This is a genomic window from Aeromonas rivuli (assembly GCF_000820045.1).
Lineage (GTDB): Bacteria > Pseudomonadota > Gammaproteobacteria > Enterobacterales > Aeromonadaceae > Aeromonas > Aeromonas rivuli.
Window position 1 is genome coordinate 68,748 of record NZ_CDBJ01000079.1, and the last position, 20,301, is coordinate 89,048.

The window sequence follows — 20,301 nt, forward strand, 5'->3', positions numbered from 1 at the left end:
TGTTAACATAAAGGCCTCATTGCGAGGCCTTTATTGTTGTTGGTGCCGTGCTCATTGCGCCAGGCGGATGCCCGGGATCTGGTGCCAGTAGCCGTTGCATTCGCGATCCCCCGAGAGGGGCAGGGGAGCCAGGCCCTGCTGGTTGGCCCTGAACTGGGCCAAGGTATCCAGGGTATCCATCCCTTGTGGGGAGAGGCGCACCACATCCACCAGACCCGCCATACCGCCAAGTTCATTGCCCAGGTTGTAGCAGTAACCTGATTGGGTCTGGATCCCATTGAGGTTGAAGAGCGGTTGTCCCTCCCGACTCAGGGCCTGGCGGCCGGTCGGATAGTGGATGCAGGCCAGCTCGCAGCCATCCTTGGGTTTATCCAGGGCGCGGGCCGTGAAGCAGCGGGCCGAATAGGCCAGCGGCAGATAGCCATGGCCGAACAGTTCCACCTCGAAATGCTGGCGATCCGTTGCCAAGTCCTGGGTGAGAGTGACCAGCCAGTCGCGGGAGAGCTCCACCGGCATCACCCAGCGTGTCATGCCCTGTTTGAGCAGCATGCGCAGCACCTCGGCGTTATAGGCGTTGATGGCGGGGCCGCAGACGAAGGGCACGCCAGCCTCCCGGGCGAGCTGTACGGCGCCCAGATCGTTCGCCTCTATCATCAGTTCGCCATTGTCGACCAGCCGCTTGAGTTCCTTGAGCTCGGACGGAGCCGAAATGAGCGCCAGGGTGGAGAGCACCCCCTGTTTGCCGCTCGCCGCGATCTGCTTGGCGAGGGCTATCCACTCCTCGACCTTGAATTCACGGCGTTTGCTGCACACCGTCTCGCCCAGATAGATGATGTCGGCATCGCTGGCCATGGCGGCCTGATAGAAAGCCTGGGTATCGGTCTTGGGCCAGTAGAAGAGCAGGGGCCCGAGAGAAAATTGCATTAGTTGTGCTCCTTGCCGTCATGCTGGCGGTGGAAGATATTGCCGTCTTGTCTGAGAGAGCGGGGCATAGGGCCTCTCCTTATTGCCATTTGCGGTGATAGGCGCCGAGGGTGGTTTGACTGCCCTCGGAGACGCGGGCGAGCTGGGCATCCCACTCGGGCTTGACGCTGTAGTGCTCGGGATCGCTCAGGTAGCTGTCGATGGCCGCGCGCCATACCCGGGTGACCTGTTCGACGTAGGCCGGGCTGCGCTGGCGCCCCTCAATCTTGACTGACTGCACGCCGGCACCAAACAGCTCGGGCAACAACCCCAAGGTGTTGAGGCTGGTGGGTTCCTCCAGGGCATGATAAGTCTGGCCATCCACCTCGAAGCGCCCCTTGCACAGGGTCGGGTAGCCGGCGTTTTCACCGGGTCCGTAGCGATCGATCAGCACCTCGTTGAGCCTGGACTCGAGCCCTTTTGGGGTCTCTTCCCAGCGCACGTACTTGGCCGGTGAGCAGGCGCCGACGGTGTTGGGGCTCTCCCCGGTCAAGTAGGAGGAGAGGTAGCAGCGCCCCTCCGCCATGATGCAGAGGCTGCCAAAGGCGAAGACTTCCAGGCCGACGTCGGTCTCGCGGGACAACTGCCTGACCTGATGCATGGAGAGCACCCGGGGCAGCACAATGCGGGTCGCCTTGAACGCTTGCTGATAGAAGCGGATCGCGGCGGCATTGGTGGCGCTGGCCTGCACCGAGACATGGAGTTCCATCTCGGGGTAGCGGCGGCTGGCATAATCGAGCACGGCCAGATCGGCGATGATGAGCGCATCGGCGCCGAGTTCCACCCCTCTGTCTACCGCTTGTTGCCACCTGGCATGCTGGTTTGGGTGGGCGAAGGTGTTGATGGCGATATGCAGCTTGCGGCCATGTTGATGGACATAGTCGACCGCTTTTTCCAGCTTGCCGCCATCGAAATTGAGCCCCGCGAAATGGCGGGCATTGGTGTCATCCTTGAAGCCGATATAGACGGCATCTGCGCCGTTATCCACGGCACTTTTCAGGGCCGGCAGGCTGCCTGCCGGGCAGAGTAATTCCATCGGTTGTGCTCCGATCACGCAAAAGTGTCCCGATTGTATGCAGGGTTGTCGTCACGCTTTTTGACCTGAGGCAGTTTTCGGTGGCTTTACCCAGAGAGGGTTAACCGCGCACAAGTTTGATTTTCAACAGGATCCATCTCCTCGGCCTGTGTTTGAATGCCCGAAAACCTCATGAGGAGTGAATCGTGTTTCAACAACTGCAGCACCGTCTGGTCGAACGGGCCCCCCAACTGCTGCGCCGCCCTTTGGGGCTGGTGCCCTTTACCCTGCAGCGCAGGTTGATGGAACCCTTGCTGGCCCGGGTGTTTCGGGAGGCTATCGCGGACGGGGATCTCGACTTCCTGACGGACAAGTGGCTGAAGGTTGAGGTGACGGATCTGGCACTGTCCTGGTTCATCAGCCTGCGCGAAGGTCAGCTGGCGGTGGTCAAGGGGGCGCCTCGGGTGGATGTCAGCTTCAGCGGTGGCGCCGAGGATCTCATCCTCATCGCGGCGCGCAAGGAAGATCCGGACACGCTCTTCTTCCAGCGGCGCCTCAAGATTGAAGGGGATACCGAACTTGGCCTCGAGCTCAAGAACCTGATAGATAGCCTGGATCTGGCCTCCCTGCCTGCCTTGCTCAAGTACCCCTTGCTGGATCTGGCGCACCTCATCGAGCGCGGAAAGGGAGCCTCAGAACAAACGGTGGCGACGGCGCAGGGTGCAGCGCTTCAGTTGTGACGCCAGCCCCGGGGTATGGTGGCGATGCAAGTGCCTTGCCCAGAGGCAGCGCAGGGCCCAGCAAGCGGCCAGCAGCGCCAGCCAACGCCCTTGCTCGTGCTGGCCCAGGGCAATGGCCAGCCCGAGCAGGAGAAAGGGCTGCGCTTCATAGAGCCACTCGGGGCGAAACCAGCGATGCCGCGGATAGACCACCAGATCGGTGCGCCTGTAGCTGGAGCGCATCATCCAGATCAGGGCGCCACAGCCAAACAACAGGGCACCAGCCCCCCATAGCAGGGGGTGATGACCAAGCAGTAGCAGCAGGCTCCCCCCGCCCAGATAAACGCTTGGCAAACTTTCGTATAACCTGCGTGGCAACATGCCGGCGTACCTCTGAACCGTCTCCCTATCTTGTTAGTCCCGACTCCCTGGGGGATTAGTTCCCGCTTACCGTGAAATGGATCGGTATTTACGATGCCAAAAGGGGGATTGGCTATGTTACAATTGCGCGCCATTTTTCACGAAAGATTGACCGGGAATGTTGGATAAGATTCGTATCGTCTTGGTAAACACCTCTCACACCGGCAACATGGGCTCGGCCGCTCGCGCCATGAAGACCATGGGCCTGAGCAATATGATACTGGTTGATCCCCAGGAGCTGCCCGATAGCCATGCTAACGCCCTGGCGGCGGGTGCCAGCGACATACTGGCCAATGCCCGTGTCGTTGCGACCCTGGATGAGGCGATCGCCGATTGCGCCCTGGTGATCGGAACCAGCGCGCGTTCGCGTACCCTGAGCTGGCCCATGCTGGATCCGCGCGAAGCGGGAGAGCAGCTGGTGAGGGAGGCGAACCAGCATCCGGTTGCCTTGGTCTTTGGCCGTGAGCGCACGGGTCTCACCAATGACGAACTGCAGAAGTGCCACTTCCATGTGGCCATTCCGGCCAATCCCGAATATAGCTCCCTCAACCTCGCCATGGCGGTGCAGACCCTCTGCTACGAGATACGCATGCACTGGCTGGCGAGCCAGGAGCAGGTCCCAGAGCCCATGAATGAGGTCGCCTACCCGAGTGGTGAACAGCTTGATGGTTTTTATCGCCATCTGGAGCAGACACTGCTGCAGACCGGCTTCATTAGCGAAGAGCATCCGGGGCAGGTGATCAACAAGCTGCGTCGCCTGTTCAATCGGGCCCGTCCCGAGGCGGTCGAACTCAACATCTTGCGCGGCATATTGACGTCGGTTCAGAAACCAAGACCGCAGGATTAATCCCGACTAAAACGGTCAACTATATACTTGACTGAATTAGTCGGGTATGTGACCATTATTGCCAATTGGTTCGCAAGACGGTAACGGATATGAGACTGACTTCCAAAGGACGTTATGCAGTAACCGCCATGCTCGACGTGGCGTTGCATGCTGATCAGGGGCCTGTGCCCCTGGCCGATATTTCCGAGCGCCAGGGTATCTCTCTCTCCTATCTGGAACAGTTGTTTGCCCGCCTGCGCAAGCATGGTCTGGTGAGCAGTGTGCGCGGCCCCGGCGGCGGATATCGACTCGGTCTGGATCCGGCGGCCATCTCGGTCGGCCAGGTGATCACCGCAGTCGATGAGTCGGTCGATGCCACCAAGTGCTTGGGGAAAGGTGGCTGCCACGGTGGCACCCAGTGTCTGACCCACTCCCTGTGGCGCGATCTCAGTGAGCGCATCTCCAGTTTCCTCGGTGATATCTCCCTGGCCGAACTGGTCGGGCAGACAGATGTACGCCGCATTGCTGACAAGCAAGATGAACAGATGAAGACCGTGTTGTCCCTGGTTGATCGGGTAGAACGCGGCGATGTGAGCTTGAAAGTCCAACTATAAACGTGCTTTCCACAGCCAACCGATGTGTGGTGGGTCTGTAACGGAGAAAAAGATGAAACTGCCTATATACCTTGATTATTCGGCAACCTGCCCTGTTGACCCCAGAGTCGCAGAGAAGATGATGCAGTGCCTCACCATGGATGGCCTGTTCGGCAATCCAGCTTCCCGTTCTCACCGTTTCGGCTGGCAGGCTGAAGAGGCGGTCGACCTGGCCCGTAATCAAGTGGCAGAGCTCATTGGTGCCGATCCCCGCGAGATCGTGTTCACCTCTGGTGCGACTGAATCCAATAACTTGGCCATCAAGGGCATAGCACACTTCTATGCCAGCAAGGGCAAGCACATCATCACCTCCAAGACTGAACACAAAGCGGTGCTCGACACCTGCCGTCAGCTGGAGCGTGAAGGCTATGAGGTGACTTACCTCGAGCCGCTGCCCAACGGTCTGTTCACCCTTGAGCAGATTGAAGGCGCCATGCGTGATGACACCGTGCTGGTCAGCATCATGCACGTCAATAACGAGATCGGCGTGGTACAAGATATCGCGGCCATCGGCAACCTGTGCCGTTCGCGCAAGATTTTCCTGCACGTCGATGCCGTTCAGAGCGCGGGCAAGATCCCGGTCGATGTCGAGGCCCTCAAGGTCGACCTGCTCTCCGTCTCCGCTCACAAGGTCTATGGCCCCAAAGGCATCGGTGCCCTCTATGTGCGCCGCAAGCCCCGGGTTCGTCTGGAAGCCCAGATGCACGGTGGCGGTCATGAGCGCGGCATGCGCTCCGGCACCCTGCCGACTCATCAGATAGTCGGCATGGGCGAGGCGTTCCGCATTGCCAAAGAAGAGATGGCCAGTGAAGCGCCGCGGATGATGGCCCTGCGCCAGCGTCTGTGGGACGGGGTGAAAGACATGGAGGCCGTTTACATCAACGGTGACCTCGAGCAGCGCGTGCCGGGCAACCTCAACGTCAGCTTTGCCTATGTGGAAGGGGAATCCCTCATCATGGCACTCAAGGATCTGGCGGTCTCTTCCGGCTCAGCCTGTACCTCCGCCAGCCTGGAACCCTCTTATGTATTGCGCGCCTTGGGTCTGAACGACGAGCTGGCACACAGCTCCATTCGTTTCACCATGGGTCGCTTCACGACAGAAGAAGAGATCGACTATGCAGTCGAGCTTATCCGTGGCTCCATCGGTCGTCTGCGCGAGATGTCTCCCCTGTGGGAGATGTACAAGGACGGCGTCGATCTGAACACGGTCGAATGGGCACACCACTGATCCTCAAGGTCAGTGGCTACAACGGAATTAGCAGGAGTTAATCATGGCTTACAGTGAAAAAGTAATAGACCACTACGAAAACCCCCGTAACGTCGGTGGTTTCGACAAGAACGATCCCAGCATTGCCACCGGCATGGTCGGTGCCCCTGCGTGCGGCGACGTCATGAAGTTGCAACTGAAGATCAGCGATGCTGGCATCATCGAAGATGCCAAGTTCAAGACCTATGGTTGTGGCTCTGCCATTGCCTCCAGCTCCCTGGTGACCGAATGGGTCAAGGGCAAGACCCTGGACGAAGCGGCTGGCATCAAAAATACCGACATCGCCGAAGAACTGGCACTGCCACCGGTCAAGATCCACTGCTCCATCCTGGCTGAGGATGCCATCAAGGCAGCCATCGCCGACTACAAGCAGAAGAAAGGTCTCGTTTAAGGTCCGGAGAGCAGTATGGCCATTACCATGACAGCATCCGCGGCAGAGCGGGTATCCAGTTTTCTGATCAACCGGGGCAAGGGCTTGGGCCTGCGCCTCGGCGTCAAGACCACCGGCTGCTCTGGGCTCGCCTATGTGCTGGAATTCGTCGATGAGTTGAATGACGGGGACAAGGTGTTCGAGCAAGAGGGTGTCAAGATCATCGTCGACGCCAAGAGCCTTGCCCACCTGGATGGCACCGAACTGGACTTCGTCAAGGAGGGCCTCAACGAGGGCTTCCAGTTCAACAACCCCAACGCCAAGGGCGAGTGTGGTTGTGGCGAAAGTTTCAGTGTCTAAGGGTACCTCATGAACCATTTCGAGTTGTTCGGTCTGGCGCAGGGGTTCGAACTTGATATCCGCCAGCTGGGGGATACCTACCGCCAACTGCAAACTCAGTTCCATCCAGATCGTTTCGCCACCGCTCCCGAACGGGAGCGGCTGGCTTCAGTGCAGCAAGCCGCTCGCATCAATGATGCCTTCTCTACCCTCAAAGCCCCCTTGCGCCGTGCTGAGTATCTGCTCTCCCTGCGTGGCACCGACATTCGCGCCGAACAGCAAACCCTGCAAGATACGGGGTTTCTGATGCAGCAACTGGAGTGGCGTGAACGCCTCGCAGACCTCAAGTCCGAGGCGCAACCTGAGAGGGCCATCGCGGATTTTCGCCGCGAAATCGATCAGGAACATCACCACCTGATGCAACAGCTGACCGAGACGCTCGCCACGGGCGAGGATCTCAAGGCGGCCGATTGCGTGCGCAAACTCAAGTTCGTCGACAAGTTGCTCGAAGAGCTGGAGCGCTTCGAAGACTCGCTGTTCGAATATTGATCTTCTAACGCTGGAAATGTGATACCCCATGGCATTACTGCAAATCGCCGAGCCCGGCCAGAGCGCCGCGCCTCATCAGCATAAACGTGCCGTCGGCATCGATCTGGGCACCACCAATTCGCTGGTTGCCGCGGTGCGTAGCGGTCAGGCCGATACGCTCAATGACGCACAGGGTCGCGCCCTGCTGCCTTCTGCCGTCCACTATCAGGCTGACAGCATCCGAGTCGGTTTCGATGCGAAAGCCGAGGCCGCCCAGGATCCCCAGAACACCATCATTTCGGTCAAACGCATGATGGGCAAGGCGCTGGCGGATCTGGATACCCGTCAACAGCCCTACGAATTCGTGGCAAGCGACAAGGGATCACCGCAGATCCTCACTCGCCAGGGGCTGGTCAATCCGGTGCAGGTCTCGGCTGAAATTCTCAAAGCGCTGGCCGCCCGTGGCGCCGCGACCCTGGGCGGCGACCTCGACGGCGTCGTGATTACCGTACCCGCCTATTTCGATGACGCCCAGCGCCAGGGCACCAAGGATGCGGCTCGCCTTGCCAGTCTGCATGTGCTGCGTCTGCTCAATGAGCCCACCGCCGCCGCCATCGCCTATGGCCTGGATTCGGGGCAGGAGGGGGTGATTGCCGTGTACGATCTCGGCGGCGGTACCTTCGACATCTCCATACTGCGTCTGCATCGTGGCGTGTTTGAAGTGATGGCCACCGGAGGTGATTCCGCCCTGGGTGGCGATGACTTTGATCACCTGCTTGCCGACTGGCTCAAGGCCCGGGCCGGGCTGGAAGGGCAACTGGATGCGCGCCTGCAACGGGAACTGCTCGATGCCGCAACCGCCATCAAGCATGGGCTGACCGATGCAGACACTGTCTCCTGTGCCTTCGCCGGCTGGCAGGGCGAATGCTCCCGCGGCCAGTTTGACGAACTGATTCTGCCCCTGGTCAAGCGGACCCTGCTGGCCTGTCGCCGGGCCCTGAAAGATGCCGGTCTCAGTGCCGATGAGGTGCTGGAAGTGGTCATGGTCGGCGGCTCAACTCGCGTGCCGCTGGTGCGTGAGCAAGTCGGTAGTTTCTTTGGCCGCACGCCGCTCACCAGCATAGATCCGGACAAGGTGGTGGCTATCGGCGCCGCCATTCAGGCCGATATTCTGGTGGGCAACAAACCCGATGCCGAGATGCTGTTGCTGGATGTGATCCCGCTCTCCCTGGGACTCGAGACCATGGGCGGCCTGGCCGAGAAGGTGATCCCGCGCAATACCACCATACCGGTGGCTCGCGCCCAGGAGTTCACTACCTTCAAGGATGGCCAGACTGCCATGGCAATCCATGTGGTGCAGGGTGAGCGGGAACTGGTGGCAGATTGCCGCTCCCTTGCCCGCTTCACTCTGACCGGGATCCCGCCGATGGCGGCAGGCGCGGCTCATATCAGAGTCACCTTCCAGGTGGATGCCGATGGCTTGCTTTCGGTCAGTGCCATGGAGAAATCCTCCGGGGTTCAGGCTGACATTCAGGTCAAACCCTCTTACGGACTGGCCGAGGATGACATCCTCAGCATGCTGACCGCCTCCTTCGAGCATGCGGAGCAGGATATGGCCGCCCGTATGCTGGCCGAGCAGCAAGTGGACGCGGACCGGGTGATCGAGAGCCTCAATGCCGCGCTGGCCGTGGATGGTGAGGCGCTGTTGAGCCCGGCCGAACGCAGCCAAATCGACGGGGCCATCGCCCACCTGCTGGCCATGCGTGCCACAGGAACAACCAATCAAATCAAAGATGCCATCGAGGCGGCGGATGCTGCCAGTGGCGAGTTTGCCTCCCGTCGCATGGATGCCTCCATCCGCAAGGTGCTGACTGGCCAAGACGTTAACAAGGTGTGATATGCCAAAACTGATCATTTTGCCCCATCCCGAACTCTGCCCGGAAGGGGCTGCCCTGGAAGGGGCAAGCGGTGAAACCATATTGGACATCGCCCTGCGCAATGGCATAGAGATAGAGCATGCCTGCGAAAAGTCCTGCGCCTGCACCACCTGTCACTGCGTGGTGCGTGAGGGGTTTGATTCCCTTGAGCCGAGCGATGAGCTGGAAGATGACATGCTGGACAAGGCCTGGGGTCTGGAGCCCGAGTCCCGTCTGAGCTGTCAGGCGCGTCTGGCGGATGAGGATCTGGTGGTGGAGCTGCCCAAGTACACCCTCAACCTCGCCTCCGAGCGGCACTGATTGCGCACTGGTTAATTGAGCATGCAGTCAGTCCTGACATAAAAGTGATATGGTGAAGGCCGTGACCCGAAAGGGGACGGCCTTTTTTATCGCCCGATTTTCCGTGTTCCGCCAGTTCGGATTGCAGGGCGAGAAGCCGACAATTTGCCAAAAAGAGTATGCCAAAGAAAAGGAAGCAAGAGAGATGGCTGAGATGATGAATGTAGTGTTGTCCACCCAGGCCGCCCCTGCCCACTGGGGCGAGGGTGCCCTGTTGAGTTTTAATGGCGATGAGACCCTGGTGCATCTTGATAAAGAGCCGTTGCGCGCCATCCAGCGTGCCGGTCGTCGCCTGGAGTCCTCCGGCATCAAGCGGGTGCGCCTGGCTGGTGAAGCCTGGGATCTGGAGCGCCGTTTCGCCTTTGCCCAAGGTTTCTATGCCGCCAAGGGCGAGCGGGCGCTGGAGTTCGGCGAGCAGTCGGCCGAGGATGCCAAGGCCCTCGATGGCCTGCTCAAGGCGAGTGCCTGGGTGCGGGACGTGACCAACGGCTGCCCGGAAGAGATCTACCCCATGAGCCTGGCGGAATCAGCCCTGCTGCTCATTCGTGGTCTGGCCGGTGACAAGGTGACCGCGCGCATCACCAGCGGTGAAGCCTTGAAGGAGGCGGGTCACATCGGCATCTGGTCGGTGGGACGGGGCAGTGAGCGCGAACCCGTGCTGCTGGAGCTCGATTACAACCCGACTGGCAACCCGGACGCGCCGGTGGCGGCGGCCTTGGTCGGCAAGGGGATCACCTTCGACTCCGGCGGCTACAGCATGAAGTCATCCGATGGCATGCTGCCGATGAAATCGGACATGGGTGGCGCCGCCATGGTAACCGGGGGCCTGGCACTGGCCATCGCCCGTGGCCTGGACAAGCGGGTCAAGCTCATCCTCTGCTGCGCCGAGAATCTGGTCTCCGGCCACGCCTTCAAACTCGGCGACATCCTTACCTATCGCAACGGCATCAGTGTCGAGATCCAGAATACCGACGCCGAGGGCCGCTTGGTGCTGGCCGATGGCCTGCTGACGGCGGGCGAAAGTGGCGCGCCTTATATCCTGGATGCCGCCACCCTGACTGGCGCCGCCAAGATGGCGCTGGGGCGTGATTACAATGCGTTGTTCGCCCTGGATGAGGCCGAACATGCCCGTGGCCTGGCTGCCGCCAAGGCGGAGCATGAGAAAGCCTGGGTGCTGCCGCTGGAGACCTGGCACCAGGGCCAGCTCGGCTCCTCGTTTGCCGACATGAGCAACGTGGCCACGGCCGAGGGCACAGCCGGCGCCACCACGGCCGCCGCCTTCCTGTCGCGCTTCGTCCGTGACGAAGGCAAGGGGTGGCTGCACATGGATTTGGCGGGCGCCTATCAGAAAGCGGGTAACGATCTGTGGGCCACCGGTGCCAAGGGTCATGGCCTGCGCACCATTGCACGTTGGCTCGAAGAGGTTTCTGCATGAACATCTGGTTAAGTCGTGAATTTGCCAGCGCCGAATGGGGTGAGGGCGCGCTGGTCTCCCACCGCGCCGATGGCGCCCAGATCCATCTGGTGAGTGCGAGCCCTCTGCAGGATATCCAGCAGGCGGCGCGTCGTCTCTGCAACCAGGGGATCTACAAGGTCAGCCTGGCTGGTCACTGGGACAGGGAGCAGCAGTGGGCTTTCGCCCAAGGGTTGCAGACCCCGAAACGGGAAGTGGAACTGCAATGGGCCACCTGCAGCGAGGAGGACAGGGCCGAACTGGAGGCTCGCTGGCTGTGCGGACGCTGGGTGCGCGAGATGACCAACGCCACCCCCGAGCAGTTGGGGCCATTGGACTTGGCGGTCGAAGCAGCCGCTTTTATTACCGAACTGGCACCGGACAGAGTGAGCCATCGCATCCTCAAGGGAGAAGCCCTGGCCCAGGCTGGTTGGGTCGGCCTCTATCAGGTCGGGCGCGGCAGCGATCGCGAGCCTGTCATGCTGGAGCTGGACTTCAACCCGAGCAAGGATCCCAAGGCCCCGGTCGCGGCGGCCCTGGTTGGCAAGGGCATCACCTTCGATTCGGGCGGCTACTCCATGAAGACCTCCCAGGGCATGTTGACCATGAAGCATGACATGGGGGGCGCCGCCATCGTCACTGGCGCCCTGGCGCTGGCCATGCTGCGCGGTCTGAACAAGCGGATAAAGCTGATCCTGTGCTGCGCCGAGAACCTGGTCTCGGGCCATGCCTACAAGCTGGGAGATATTCTGACCTACAAGAACGGCACCACGGTGGAGATAGTGAACACCGATGCCGAAGGGCGCCTGGTGCTGGCCGATGGCCTGCAGCTCGCCGGTGAATCCGGTGCGCCGCTTATCATCGATGGCGCCACCCTGACGGGGGCGGCGGTGATGGCGCTGGGGGGGCGTTACAATGCCCTGTTCGGCCTGGACAAGGGGCTGGTGAGCCGGGCCATGGCCTACTCGGATGCGGAGCAGGAGCCGGCCTGGCCGTTGCCGCTCGAACCCTGGCATAGCCAGCAGTGTTCGTCCCACTATGCCGACACAGCCAACAGTCGCCCGGTGCCGGGTGGCGGCCCGGGTGGCGCCTCCAACGCGGCCGGTTTCCTCTCCCGCTTCGTTGCCAACGAGGGGCAGGGCTGGCTGCACATCGATCTCGCCGCGTGCTTCAACGAGAACGGCGATGGCCTGTGGGCGCCGGGGGCCAATACCCTGGGGATGCGCACCATAGCTCGTGCCCTGCAGGAAGAGACCCGCTGAGGCACGGTCCAGTGAGGGATCCTGTAGCATTGTGATCAGAAGGCGCCATGATGGCGCCTTCTTGCTTTGCCAAGAGCCACACTACCCATTTTTGAGCCAATAGCCGCCTGCGAGTCGGAAGGAAGGGTGCAGTCGCCGCCGGATAGCGGGCTACGATGCCAGCAAGAGACGCTAGCTTTTACGGCCTTTACCAAGATATCGTGGGGAAGAGCACATTTTTTGTGCTTGAGCTGCGGCAAGATAGGCGGGCATGTTGTTTTAACGATGAATTTGTTTAACAAAAAGTTGCCTTTTTGTGTGTTATTCCGGTTTTTGTTTACGTATAATCGCCGCCGAACACGAATTCTCATCATAAATCTCTGTAGTTTAAGGAAGATCTAATGGCTATCGAACGTACCTTCTCTATCGTCAAGCCGGATGCTGTCAGCAAGAACTTGATCGGTGCCATCTACAACCGCTTTGAGAGCGCAGGCCTGCGTATCGTCGCAGCCAAGATGATCCACATGAGCGCTGAGCAGGCCGGTGGTTTCTATGCCGAGCACAAAGAGCGTCCCTTCTACAACGCACTGGTAGCCTTCATGACCTCCGGTCCTGTCATGGTGCAAGTGCTGGAAGGTGAAGATGCCATTCGTCGCAATCGCGAAATCATGGGCGCCACCAACCCGGCCGATGCCCTTGCGGGTACCCTGCGCGCCTGCTTCGCCGAGAGCATTGACCGCAATGCCGTGCACGGCTCCGATGCCCCGGCTTCTGCTGCCCGTGAAATCGCCTACTTCTTCAGCGATGACGAGATCTGCCCACGCGCCTGATGATGCCGGCAGTGACATTTAGCAAAGGGAGCTTCGGCTCCCTTTCGTTTTTTGGCGAAAAGCCCGATAACCCCGTATGCTGCGGGTGGAAAGGCGGACACATTATTTGTACAATGCCGCCCCCTGACGACTGTCAGCAATAATTTTGTAGTTTGTGGACTGAGGCCTTTGATGAGCGAAACAAAAACCAACCTGCTGGATCTCGATCGGGATGCCATGCGTGCCTTCTTCGTTGAGCTAGGCGAGAAGCCGTTCCGGGCAGATCAGATAATGAAGTGGATCTATCACTTTGGTTGTGATGATTTCGATCAGATGAACAACGTCAACAAGGCGCTGCGTGAACGCCTCAAGACCATCGCCGAGATCCGGGCCCCGGAGATCAGCCGCGAGCAACGTTCTTCCGATGGCACCATCAAGTGGGCACTGCAGGTCGGCGATCAAGAGGTCGAGACCGTCTATATCCCGGAAGGGGACAGGGCGACTCTGTGCGTCTCCTCCCAGGTCGGTTGTGCCTTGGCCTGTACCTTCTGCTCCACCGCCCAGCAAGGCTTCAACCGCAACCTCAAGGTCTCCGAGATCATCGGCCAGGTCTGGCGCGCCGCCAAGGTGGTGGGGGGCAAACGACCCATCACCAACGTGGTGATGATGGGCATGGGTGAGCCGCTGCTCAACCTGGCCAACGTGGTGCCGGCCATGAAGCTGATGATGGATGATTTCGGTTTCAGCATCTCCAAGCGCCGCGTCACGCTCTCAACCTCAGGGGTAGTCCCCGCGCTGGACATGCTGGGCGATCAGATTGATGTGGCGCTGGCTATCTCTTTGCATGCGCCCAATGACAAGCTGCGCTCCGAGATCATGCCGATCAACGACAAGTACAATATCGAGAACTTCCTGGCCGGGGTCCGCCGCTATCTGGCCAAGTCCAATGCCAACGGTGGCCGGGTCACGGTGGAATATGTGCTGCTCGATCATATCAATGACGACATGCAGCAGGCTCACGAACTGGCCAAGGTGCTTAAAGACACCCCCTGCAAGATCAACCTGATCCCGTTCAATCCCTTCCCGGGCAACCCCTTTGGCAAGCCGAGCAACAGTCGCATCGACCGTTTCTCCAAGGTGCTGATGGAGTACGGCTTCACCGTGATAGTGCGCAAGACCCGGGGAGAGGACATCGATGCGGCCTGTGGTCAGCTGGTGGGGGAGGTGATCGATCGCACCAAACGCACCATGAAAAATCGGATGCAACAGGAAGGGATTTCCGTCAAAATGGTCTAACCGCTAAGCCATTGTATAGTCAGGGAAATGGATACACGTAAATTGATACTGGTGGCGGCGCTTTGTGCGCTGTCCGGCTGCGTGACCGAGACTAGCTACGTTGGCCCGAACTCGACACAACGCGAAGTTGGCCCCGACCTCAAGGCGGCAGCCCAGACCAGACTGGATCTGGGCCTCCAATATTTGCGTCAGGGCAATGCCGAACAGGCAAAATTCAATCTGGACAAGGCACTGCAGTACGATCCTGACAATGCCCAGATCCAGGTTGGCTTTGCCTATTTCTTCCAGCAGGTGCAGGATTACAAGTCGGCCGAGGCGAGTTATCGGAAAGCCTTGGCCATGGATCCGACCAATGCTGACGCGATGAACAACTATGGGGCCTTCCTCTGCAATCGCGGCCGTTTCGACGAGGCCGACAAGGCATTCAACCAGGCGATTGCGCAACCTGACTACGTCAAGGTGGCCAATACCTATGAGAATGCGGCGATTTGTGCATTGCAAAACAATCGAAAAGAGAAAGCGAGCGAGTACTATCATCTTGCCTTGGGGTATAATCCCCGGGATCCAAGGTTATTGCTGGACTTGGCCGAGCTTTCCATGAAAGATGACAAGCTGACCGATGTGCAGGATTATCTCGTTCGTTTTGCGGCCGTGGCCGATGAGAACGAAGAGAGTCTCTGGTTGAGACTGCGTCTCGCCCAGTCGATGGACAAACCGGCATTACTTCACCAATTCGGGACTGAGCTGGTACAGCGCTTTCCCTCTTCGCCACAAGCCAAGCGTTACTTAGCCAATGACTATTGAACAGCAACACGACTCTCAAGACGAATCTCAGGCAGCAGGCCCAGGCCAGCTGCTGCGCACCGCTCGCGAACAGCTTGGCTGGACCCGTGAACAGGTTGCATCACGCCTTCATCTTCGTCTGACCCTGATTGCGGCTATCGAATCAGATACTTACGATAAGAACACGTCGCACACCTTTATCCGTGGCTACTTGCGCACTTATGCCAAGCTGGTCAGCGTACCGGAAGAGACAGTCCTGGCTGCCTACACCAAGTTGGGACTGACGCCGCCGGACAACATTGATATGCAGAGCTTCTCGCGCCGCTCCCGTCAGCAGGCCAATGACAGTCGCCTCAAGCTGGTGACCTGGTTGGTGATCCTGGCGCTGATCGGCTTGTCTGTCGCCTGGTGGTGGCAGAGTACGGCCAAGCGCTCTGCAGGGGAGGACGCGCTCGCCGCCAGCGAGATCAGCGCACCGGCCGAACCACAGGTTGCAACCGACGTGAATGAGGCGACTCAGGGCGAACTGCCTGTCGCAGAGACAGCGCCTGTTGCCGAGGTGGAGCCCGCTGCTCCCGCCGTTGACCAGAACACCACGGCGAGTGCAGCCGTCAACACGGCCCCGGTTGAAGAGACTGTGGTGAGCGACGCTGTGGCCACTGTGCCTGACTCTGCGACTGAACCTGCGACCAGCGTGCCGCAACTCAAGTTGAACTTTGCCGCCGATTGCTGGCTCGATGTGAAAGACAGCACGGGCAAGACCCTGTTCAGCGGTCTCAAGAAGGCCAATGATGAATTGACCCTCGCCGGGACAGCCCCCTTCAAGTTCATCATTGGTGCGCCCATGGCCGTCAAGATTGAATTTGAAGGCAAGTCCATCGACATGAGCCGTTACAACAACGGCCGGACCGCCAAGTTCGCGTTGCCGCAGGAGTAAGTTCTACCCATGTCCGCTCACCAATCCCCGATCATTCGTCGTAAATCCAAGCAGATCATGGTGGGTAATGTACCGGTTGGGGGCGATGCCCCCATCACGGTTCAGACCATGACCAACACCAAGACCACAGACGTGGCCGCCACCGTCGAGCAGATCCAGCGCATCGAGCGGGTGGGCGCCGACCTGGTCCGGGTCTCTGTGCCGACCATGGAGGCTGCGGAAGCCTTCAAGCTCATCAAGCAGCAGACCAATATCCCCATCATTGCCGACATCCACTTCGACTACCGTATCGCCTTGAAAGTGGCCGAATACGGCGCCGATTGCCTGCGTATCAACCCGGGCAATATCGGCAGTGAAGAGCGGGTGCGGGCCGTGGTGGCCTGTGCGCGGGACCTCAATATCCCGATCCGCATCGGCGTCAACGGGGGCTCTCTGGAGCGCGATATTCAGGAGAAATATGGCGAGCCGACCGCAGAGGCACTGCTCGAGTCGGCCATGCGCCACGTGGATTACCTGGATCGTCTCAACTTCGATAACTTCAAGGTGAGCGTCAAGGCATCCGATGTCTTCCTCGCCGTGGGTGCCTATCGCCTGCTGGCCAAGCAGATAGACCAGCCCCTGCATCTGGGTATTACCGAAGCGGGTGGCTTTCGGGCCGGCGCCGTCAAATCGGCCATCGGTCTGGGCATGTTGCTGGCCGATGGTATCGGTGACACCCTGCGCATCTCCCTGGCCGCCGATCCGGTGGAGGAGGTCAAGGTCGGCTTCGACATCCTCAAGTCCCTGCGCATTCGCTCCCGTGGCATCAATTTTATCGCCTGTCCCTCCTGCTCCCGTCAGGAGTTCGATGTGATAAGCACGGTCAATGCCCTGGAAGAGCGGCTCGAAGATATCATCACCCCCATGGATGTCTCCATCATCGGCTGCGTGGTCAATGGTCCGGGTGAAGCCCTAGTCTCCGACCTCGGTCTGGCGGGGGCGGCCAACAAGAGCGCCTTTTATGAGGGTGGCCTGCGGGTCGACCGCCTGGACAACAAGGATCTGATCCCCGTGCTGGAGCGCCGCATCCGTGCCCGTGCCGCCATGCTGGATCCCGCTAACCAGATCCGGATAGACAAGGCTTAACTACCCGGCTGATCCCGGTTGGCCAGATCCGATAGAGAAGGCCTGGGTGCCTCGCTGAGCCGGTTCAGCCATCATGCCGCACTGGAACTGCCCCGATTTTACCTCGGGGTCGAAAATCCCTATAATGCGGCCACATTTCACGTCTTTTTCTCGAGTAGCAACGTGGCAAAACAGATTCAAGCGATTCGCGGTATGAATGACTGCCTGCCGGAGCAGAGCCCGGTATGGCAGAAAGTGGAACAGACCCTGCGTCAGGTCGTCGCCAGCTATGGCTATAGCGAAGTGCGCATGCCCATCGTCGAGCAGACTCATCTGTTCAAACGCGCCATCGGTGAAGTGACCGACGTGGTCGAAAAAGAGATGTATACCTTTGAGGATCGCAACGGTGACAGCCTCACCCTGCGCCCGGAAGGGACGGCCAGCTGCGTCCGTGCCGGTATCGAGCATGGCTTGCTCTATAACCAGGAACGCCGCATGTGGTATATGGGCCCCATGTTCCGCCACGAGCGCCCCCAGAAGGGCCGCTATCGCCAGTTCCATCAATTCGGTGTCGAGCTGTTTGGGATCAATGGCCCGGACATCGATGCCGAACTCATCATGCTCACTCACCGTTTGTGGCGCCTGTTTGGCATCCAGGATCATGTCTGCCTGCAGCTCAATACTCTGGGCCAGAGCGAAGAGCGTGCCGCCTATCGCGATGCCCTGGTTGCTTATCTGGAGCAGTACAAGGATGAGCTGGATGAAGATAGCCAGCGCCGCATGTACAGCAACCCGCTGCGGGTGCTCGACTCCAAGAGTGAGCGCGTTCAGGAAATTCTGGTGGGTGCCCCGCGTCTGTTCGATCACCTGGGCGAAGAGAGCCTGGCCCACTTCGAGGGGCTCAAGACGCTACTCGATACCGCCGGCATTCAATATGAAGTGAATGAGCGGCTGGTGCGTGGTCTCGACTACTACAACCTCACCGTATTCGAGTGGGTCACCAGCAGTCTGGGCGCCCAGGGCACAGTGCTGGCCGGTGGCCGCTACGACGGTCTGGTCGAGCAGCTCGGCGGTCAAGCCACCCCGGCGGTCGGTTTTGCCATGGGCATAGAGCGTCTGGTGCTGATGCTCGAGACCCTCGAGCTCAATGCCGACATCCGCCCTGGGGTGGATGTGTATCTGGCCATGGTCGGCGAGGGGATAGCATCCGCTGGTTTCCAGTTGGCCGAGCGACTGCGCGATGCGTTGCCCGATCTTCGTCTGATGAGCCACTGCGGTGGCGGCAATTTCAAGAAACAGCTCAAACGTGCCGACAAGAGCGGCGCGTCCATTGCCCTGATCCTCGGCGAGTCCGAGGCACAAAACGGGGAAGTGACCATCAAATATCTGCGTGGCCAGGGGGAACAACAGACCCTGAAGGTCGACGCCGTCATTGCCCTGCTGGCAGTCAAAGGAGAGTAAGCCGTGGAAGTTTATACCACCGAAGATCAACAGGTTGAAGTTATCAAGAGCTGGTGGAAAGAGAACGGTACCTCGGTGATTGCCGGGACCGTCATCGGCTTGGTCGGCCTGTTTGGCTGGCGCTATTACAACGAATATCAGCAGACGAGCAAGGAGACAGCTTCCCAGGCTTACAACCAGCTGACCCAGGCCCTGGCCAAGGGGGACGATGGCGCCTTTACCCAGGCGCAGAGCTTCATCGGCGAGCACAAGGGGGAATCCTACAGTGAGCTGGCGGCCCTGCAGCTGGCCGCTGCCGCCGTCAAGGCGGGCAAGCTGGACTTGGCCGAGCAGCAGCTTAGCCAGGTGGTTGCGCAAGGTGACGAGAGCGTACAGCCCATCGCTGGCCTGCGTCTGGCCCGGGTGCTGGGCGATCAGGGCAAGTTTGACGAGGCCCTGGCTCAGCTCGACAAGATCAAGAGCGAGGCCTTCAAGGCGCAGCTTGCCGAAGTGCGCGGCGATCTGCTGCTCAAGCAGGGCAAGCCGGAAGAGGCCCGCGATGCCTATCAGGCCGCAGCCGATGCCGGTGGTCTGCAAGCCAGCCCGGAGCTCAAGCTGAAGATGGACGATCTGGCGCTGCCAGCCAACGTCAATGCAGGAGCGCCGGATGCGTGATCTGAAACGTGACCTCAAACGGGTAGCGCTGGGTACCGCCATCGCCGTGGCGCTGCAAGGTTGTTCCCTGTTCAGCAAGGATGAAGATCTCAACCCCATGGCAGCCTTGCCCCAGGTTGAGTCCAGCTTCCAGGCAGATACCCTGTGGAGCAGCTCGGTAGGCGATGGCATTGGCAACTTCTACTCTCAGCTGCGCCCGGCGGTCGAGGATGATGTCATCTATGCCGCCGCCCGTGGCGGTGACGTGACCGCCTTCGAGCGTGCGAGCGGCAAGGAGTTGTGGAGCGTGGACTTGGCGGATCTGCCGGTCAACGCAGACAAGCGCAGCGCCCGCCTCTCCGGCGGTCTGGTGTCTCGCTATGGCAAGCTGTTCCTCGGCTCCGAAAACGGCCAGGTCTATGCCCTGGACGAAAAAGACGGTGCCGTACTCTGGCAGACCACAGTGCCGGGTGAAGTGGTTGCCAGCCCTGCGGTCGAAGATGGCCGGGTCGTGGTACTGACTACCTCGGGTCGTCTGGTCGCGCTGGATAGCGATGAAGGCAAGCTGCAATGGACACTCTCCGAAGAGCAGCCTCCGCTGACCCTGCGCAGCACGGGCTCCCCCGTCATCACCAATGGCGCCGTCTTGTACGGCCGCGCCGATGGCAAGGTGGGCATCGCCCTGCTCAGCAACGGTCAACCGGTGCGCCAGTCCAAGGTTGCCGACCCGCGCGGTGCCACCGAACTGGATCGCATGGTGGACGTGGATGCCGCTCCGCTCATCGCCGGTGATGAACTCTATGCCATCGCTTACAACGGCCAGTTGATGGCCCGCAAGCTGATGACAGGTGACGAGGTGTGGAAGCGCAAATATTCCGGTTATCGCGACATGGCGGTGAGCGGTGATGCCATCGTGCTGACCGACAGCCGCAGTCACCTGTTTGCCATCGACCGTCGCAACGGTCTGGAGCTGTGGTCCAACACCCAGCTGGAAAATCGCAGCGTCACCGCCCCCGTCGTCTTTGGCGACTATGTGGTGGTGGGCGATGTGGAAGGTTACCTGTATTGGCTGGATCGTACCGATGGGTCCATCAAGGCGATGCAGCAGCTCGATAGCAGTGGTCTCTATGCCGCCCCTCTGGTGGATGAAGATGTACTCTATGTACAGAGCCGTGACGGTAAGTTGTACGCCCTTAAGCGTCCCTAAC

The 20,301-nt window shown here is 60.0% G+C and carries 22 protein-coding genes; 19 read left to right on the forward strand and 3 right to left on the reverse strand.

The genetic code is table 11. From position 1 onward, the window contains the following. Positions 1 to 51: 51 nt before the first annotated feature. Together BN1130_RS18200 and ubiU are read right to left on the reverse strand one after the other, a co-directional pair. Positions 52 to 924, reverse strand: coding sequence for a U32 family peptidase (locus tag BN1130_RS18200; protein WP_042043738.1), 873 nt, complete (start codon positions 922 to 924; stop codon positions 52 to 54). Positions 925 to 1,003: 79 nt separating this feature from the next. Beyond that, positions 1,004 to 1,999 carry a ubiquinone anaerobic biosynthesis protein UbiU gene (ubiU, locus tag BN1130_RS18205; protein WP_042043739.1) on the reverse strand — a complete coding sequence of 332 codons (996 nt, stop codon included), beginning with the start codon at positions 1,997 to 1,999 and terminating at the stop codon, positions 1,004 to 1,006. A gap of 185 nt (positions 2,000 to 2,184) precedes the next feature. Between ubiU and ubiT the strand changes: the two genes are divergently transcribed. Beyond that, entirely contained in the window at positions 2,185 to 2,718 is a 534-nt protein-coding gene (ubiT, locus tag BN1130_RS18210) for a ubiquinone anaerobic biosynthesis accessory factor UbiT (protein ID WP_042043740.1), read from the forward strand. Here the strand turns inward: ubiT and BN1130_RS18215 are convergent. Further along, complete coding sequence (locus BN1130_RS18215; protein WP_042043741.1) at positions 2,671 to 3,078, reverse strand: hypothetical protein; 408 nt, start codon at positions 3,076 to 3,078, stop codon at positions 2,671 to 2,673. The genes ubiT and BN1130_RS18215 overlap by 48 nt on opposite strands. A gap of 157 nt (positions 3,079 to 3,235) precedes the next feature. On the opposite strand from BN1130_RS18215, the gene trmJ reads away from it, so the two are divergent. The 18 genes from trmJ to bamB all read left to right on the forward strand — a co-directional run bounded on the left by trmJ (position 3,236) and on the right by bamB (position 20,300). Then, positions 3,236 to 3,964 carry a tRNA (cytosine(32)/uridine(32)-2'-O)-methyltransferase TrmJ gene (gene trmJ, locus BN1130_RS18220; protein ID WP_042043743.1) on the forward strand — a complete coding sequence of 243 codons (729 nt, stop codon included), beginning with the start codon at positions 3,236 to 3,238 and terminating at the stop codon, positions 3,962 to 3,964. Between the two features lie 89 nt (positions 3,965 to 4,053). Then, positions 4,054 to 4,557 carry a Fe-S cluster assembly transcriptional regulator IscR gene (iscR, locus tag BN1130_RS18225; RefSeq protein WP_042043744.1) on the forward strand — a complete coding sequence of 168 codons (504 nt, stop codon included), beginning with the start codon at positions 4,054 to 4,056 and terminating at the stop codon, positions 4,555 to 4,557. A 52-nt stretch (positions 4,558 to 4,609) separates the two neighbouring features. Continuing rightward, the gene (locus BN1130_RS18230) at positions 4,610 to 5,824 is read left to right on the forward strand and encodes an IscS subfamily cysteine desulfurase (RefSeq protein WP_042043745.1); all 1,215 of its coding nucleotides are present in this window, start codon (positions 4,610 to 4,612) and stop codon (positions 5,822 to 5,824) included. A 43-nt stretch (positions 5,825 to 5,867) separates the two neighbouring features. Next, positions 5,868 to 6,254, forward strand: a complete 387-nt coding sequence (gene iscU, locus BN1130_RS18235) for a Fe-S cluster assembly scaffold IscU (protein WP_005907033.1) — start codon at positions 5,868 to 5,870, stop codon at positions 6,252 to 6,254. 15 nt (positions 6,255 to 6,269) lie between these two features. After that, positions 6,270 to 6,593: an iron-sulfur cluster assembly protein IscA gene (gene iscA, locus BN1130_RS18240; protein WP_005907034.1), complete on the forward strand. Its 324-nt coding sequence runs from the start codon at positions 6,270 to 6,272 to the stop codon at positions 6,591 to 6,593. A gap of 9 nt (positions 6,594 to 6,602) precedes the next feature. Beyond that, the gene (hscB, locus tag BN1130_RS18245) at positions 6,603 to 7,121 is read left to right on the forward strand and encodes a co-chaperone HscB (RefSeq protein ID WP_042043748.1); all 519 of its coding nucleotides are present in this window, start codon (positions 6,603 to 6,605) and stop codon (positions 7,119 to 7,121) included. A 28-nt stretch (positions 7,122 to 7,149) separates the two neighbouring features. Further along, positions 7,150 to 8,997 carry a Fe-S protein assembly chaperone HscA gene (gene hscA, locus BN1130_RS18250; protein WP_042043749.1) on the forward strand — a complete coding sequence of 616 codons (1,848 nt, stop codon included), beginning with the start codon at positions 7,150 to 7,152 and terminating at the stop codon, positions 8,995 to 8,997. Between the two features lies 1 nt (position 8,998). Beyond that, positions 8,999 to 9,337 carry an ISC system 2Fe-2S type ferredoxin gene (fdx, locus tag BN1130_RS18255; RefSeq protein WP_005907038.1) on the forward strand — a complete coding sequence of 113 codons (339 nt, stop codon included), beginning with the start codon at positions 8,999 to 9,001 and terminating at the stop codon, positions 9,335 to 9,337. Between the two features lie 184 nt (positions 9,338 to 9,521). After that, entirely contained in the window at positions 9,522 to 10,811 is a 1,290-nt protein-coding gene (pepB, locus tag BN1130_RS18260; protein WP_042043751.1) for an aminopeptidase PepB, read from the forward strand. Then, complete coding sequence (gene pepB, locus BN1130_RS18265; protein ID WP_042043752.1) at positions 10,808 to 12,091, forward strand: aminopeptidase PepB; 1,284 nt, start codon at positions 10,808 to 10,810, stop codon at positions 12,089 to 12,091. The genes pepB (BN1130_RS18260) and pepB (BN1130_RS18265) overlap by 4 nt, the downstream gene beginning before the upstream one ends. Positions 12,092 to 12,471: 380 nt before the next feature. After that, the gene (gene ndk / locus BN1130_RS18270) at positions 12,472 to 12,900 is read left to right on the forward strand and encodes a nucleoside-diphosphate kinase (protein ID WP_042043753.1); all 429 of its coding nucleotides are present in this window, start codon (positions 12,472 to 12,474) and stop codon (positions 12,898 to 12,900) included. Between the two features lie 171 nt (positions 12,901 to 13,071). After that, the gene (gene rlmN / locus BN1130_RS18275; protein WP_042043756.1) at positions 13,072 to 14,175 is read left to right on the forward strand and encodes a dual-specificity RNA methyltransferase RlmN; all 1,104 of its coding nucleotides are present in this window, start codon (positions 13,072 to 13,074) and stop codon (positions 14,173 to 14,175) included. 27 nt (positions 14,176 to 14,202) lie between these two features. Next, positions 14,203 to 14,979: a type IV pilus biogenesis/stability protein PilW gene (pilW, locus tag BN1130_RS18280; RefSeq protein WP_042043758.1), complete on the forward strand. Its 777-nt coding sequence runs from the start codon at positions 14,203 to 14,205 to the stop codon at positions 14,977 to 14,979. Continuing rightward, on the forward strand, positions 14,969 to 15,895 hold the full coding sequence (locus BN1130_RS18285; RefSeq protein ID WP_042043760.1) for a RodZ domain-containing protein: 927 nt from the start codon (positions 14,969 to 14,971) through the stop codon (positions 15,893 to 15,895). Before pilW ends, BN1130_RS18285 begins: the two co-directional genes overlap by 11 nt. Positions 15,896 to 15,904: 9 nt before the next feature. Then, a complete protein-coding gene (gene ispG / locus BN1130_RS18290; protein ID WP_042043762.1) occupies positions 15,905 to 17,020 on the forward strand; it encodes a flavodoxin-dependent (E)-4-hydroxy-3-methylbut-2-enyl-diphosphate synthase in 1,116 nt (371 codons plus the stop codon). A 162-nt stretch (positions 17,021 to 17,182) separates the two neighbouring features. Next, positions 17,183 to 18,460 (forward strand): histidine--tRNA ligase, encoded by a 1,278-nt coding sequence (gene hisS / locus BN1130_RS18295; RefSeq protein ID WP_042043817.1) that lies wholly within the window; start codon positions 17,183 to 17,185, stop codon positions 18,458 to 18,460. Between the two features lie 3 nt (positions 18,461 to 18,463). Then, the gene (locus tag BN1130_RS18300) at positions 18,464 to 19,114 is read left to right on the forward strand and encodes a YfgM family protein (RefSeq protein ID WP_042043764.1); all 651 of its coding nucleotides are present in this window, start codon (positions 18,464 to 18,466) and stop codon (positions 19,112 to 19,114) included. Beyond that, positions 19,107 to 20,300, forward strand: coding sequence for an outer membrane protein assembly factor BamB (gene bamB, locus BN1130_RS18305; RefSeq protein WP_042043765.1), 1,194 nt, complete (start codon positions 19,107 to 19,109; stop codon positions 20,298 to 20,300). Before BN1130_RS18300 ends, bamB begins: the two co-directional genes overlap by 8 nt. Position 20,301: the final 1 nt, after the last annotated feature.

Excerpts from the sequence above, each read along its gene's own strand:
- BN1130_RS18200 (WP_042043738.1), bottom strand. The coding sequence starts at position 924 with ATGCAATTTTCTCTCGGGCCCCTGCTCTTCTACTGGCCCAAGACCGAT.
- ubiU (WP_042043739.1), bottom strand. The coding sequence starts at position 1,999 with ATGGAATTACTCTGCCCGGCAGGCAGCCTGCCGGCCCTGAAAAGTGCC.
- BN1130_RS18215 (WP_042043741.1), bottom strand. The coding sequence starts at position 3,078 with ATGTTGCCACGCAGGTTATACGAAAGTTTGCCAAGCGTTTATCTGGGC.
- trmJ (WP_042043743.1), top strand. The coding sequence starts at position 3,236 with ATGTTGGATAAGATTCGTATCGTCTTGGTAAACACCTCTCACACCGGC.
- iscR (WP_042043744.1), top strand. The coding sequence starts at position 4,054 with ATGAGACTGACTTCCAAAGGACGTTATGCAGTAACCGCCATGCTCGAC.
- BN1130_RS18230 (WP_042043745.1), top strand. The coding sequence starts at position 4,610 with ATGAAACTGCCTATATACCTTGATTATTCGGCAACCTGCCCTGTTGAC.
- iscU (WP_005907033.1), top strand. The coding sequence starts at position 5,868 with ATGGCTTACAGTGAAAAAGTAATAGACCACTACGAAAACCCCCGTAAC.
- iscA (WP_005907034.1), top strand. The coding sequence starts at position 6,270 with ATGGCCATTACCATGACAGCATCCGCGGCAGAGCGGGTATCCAGTTTT.
- hscB (WP_042043748.1), top strand. The coding sequence starts at position 6,603 with ATGAACCATTTCGAGTTGTTCGGTCTGGCGCAGGGGTTCGAACTTGAT.
- hscA (WP_042043749.1), top strand. The coding sequence starts at position 7,150 with ATGGCATTACTGCAAATCGCCGAGCCCGGCCAGAGCGCCGCGCCTCAT.
- fdx (WP_005907038.1), top strand. The coding sequence starts at position 8,999 with ATGCCAAAACTGATCATTTTGCCCCATCCCGAACTCTGCCCGGAAGGG.
- pepB (WP_042043751.1), top strand. The coding sequence starts at position 9,522 with ATGGCTGAGATGATGAATGTAGTGTTGTCCACCCAGGCCGCCCCTGCC.
- pepB (WP_042043752.1), top strand. The coding sequence starts at position 10,808 with ATGAACATCTGGTTAAGTCGTGAATTTGCCAGCGCCGAATGGGGTGAG.
- ndk (WP_042043753.1), top strand. The coding sequence starts at position 12,472 with ATGGCTATCGAACGTACCTTCTCTATCGTCAAGCCGGATGCTGTCAGC.
- rlmN (WP_042043756.1), top strand. The coding sequence starts at position 13,072 with ATGAGCGAAACAAAAACCAACCTGCTGGATCTCGATCGGGATGCCATG.
- pilW (WP_042043758.1), top strand. The coding sequence starts at position 14,203 with ATGGATACACGTAAATTGATACTGGTGGCGGCGCTTTGTGCGCTGTCC.
- BN1130_RS18285 (WP_042043760.1), top strand. The coding sequence starts at position 14,969 with ATGACTATTGAACAGCAACACGACTCTCAAGACGAATCTCAGGCAGCA.
- ispG (WP_042043762.1), top strand. The coding sequence starts at position 15,905 with ATGTCCGCTCACCAATCCCCGATCATTCGTCGTAAATCCAAGCAGATC.
- bamB (WP_042043765.1), top strand. The coding sequence starts at position 19,107 with ATGCGTGATCTGAAACGTGACCTCAAACGGGTAGCGCTGGGTACCGCC.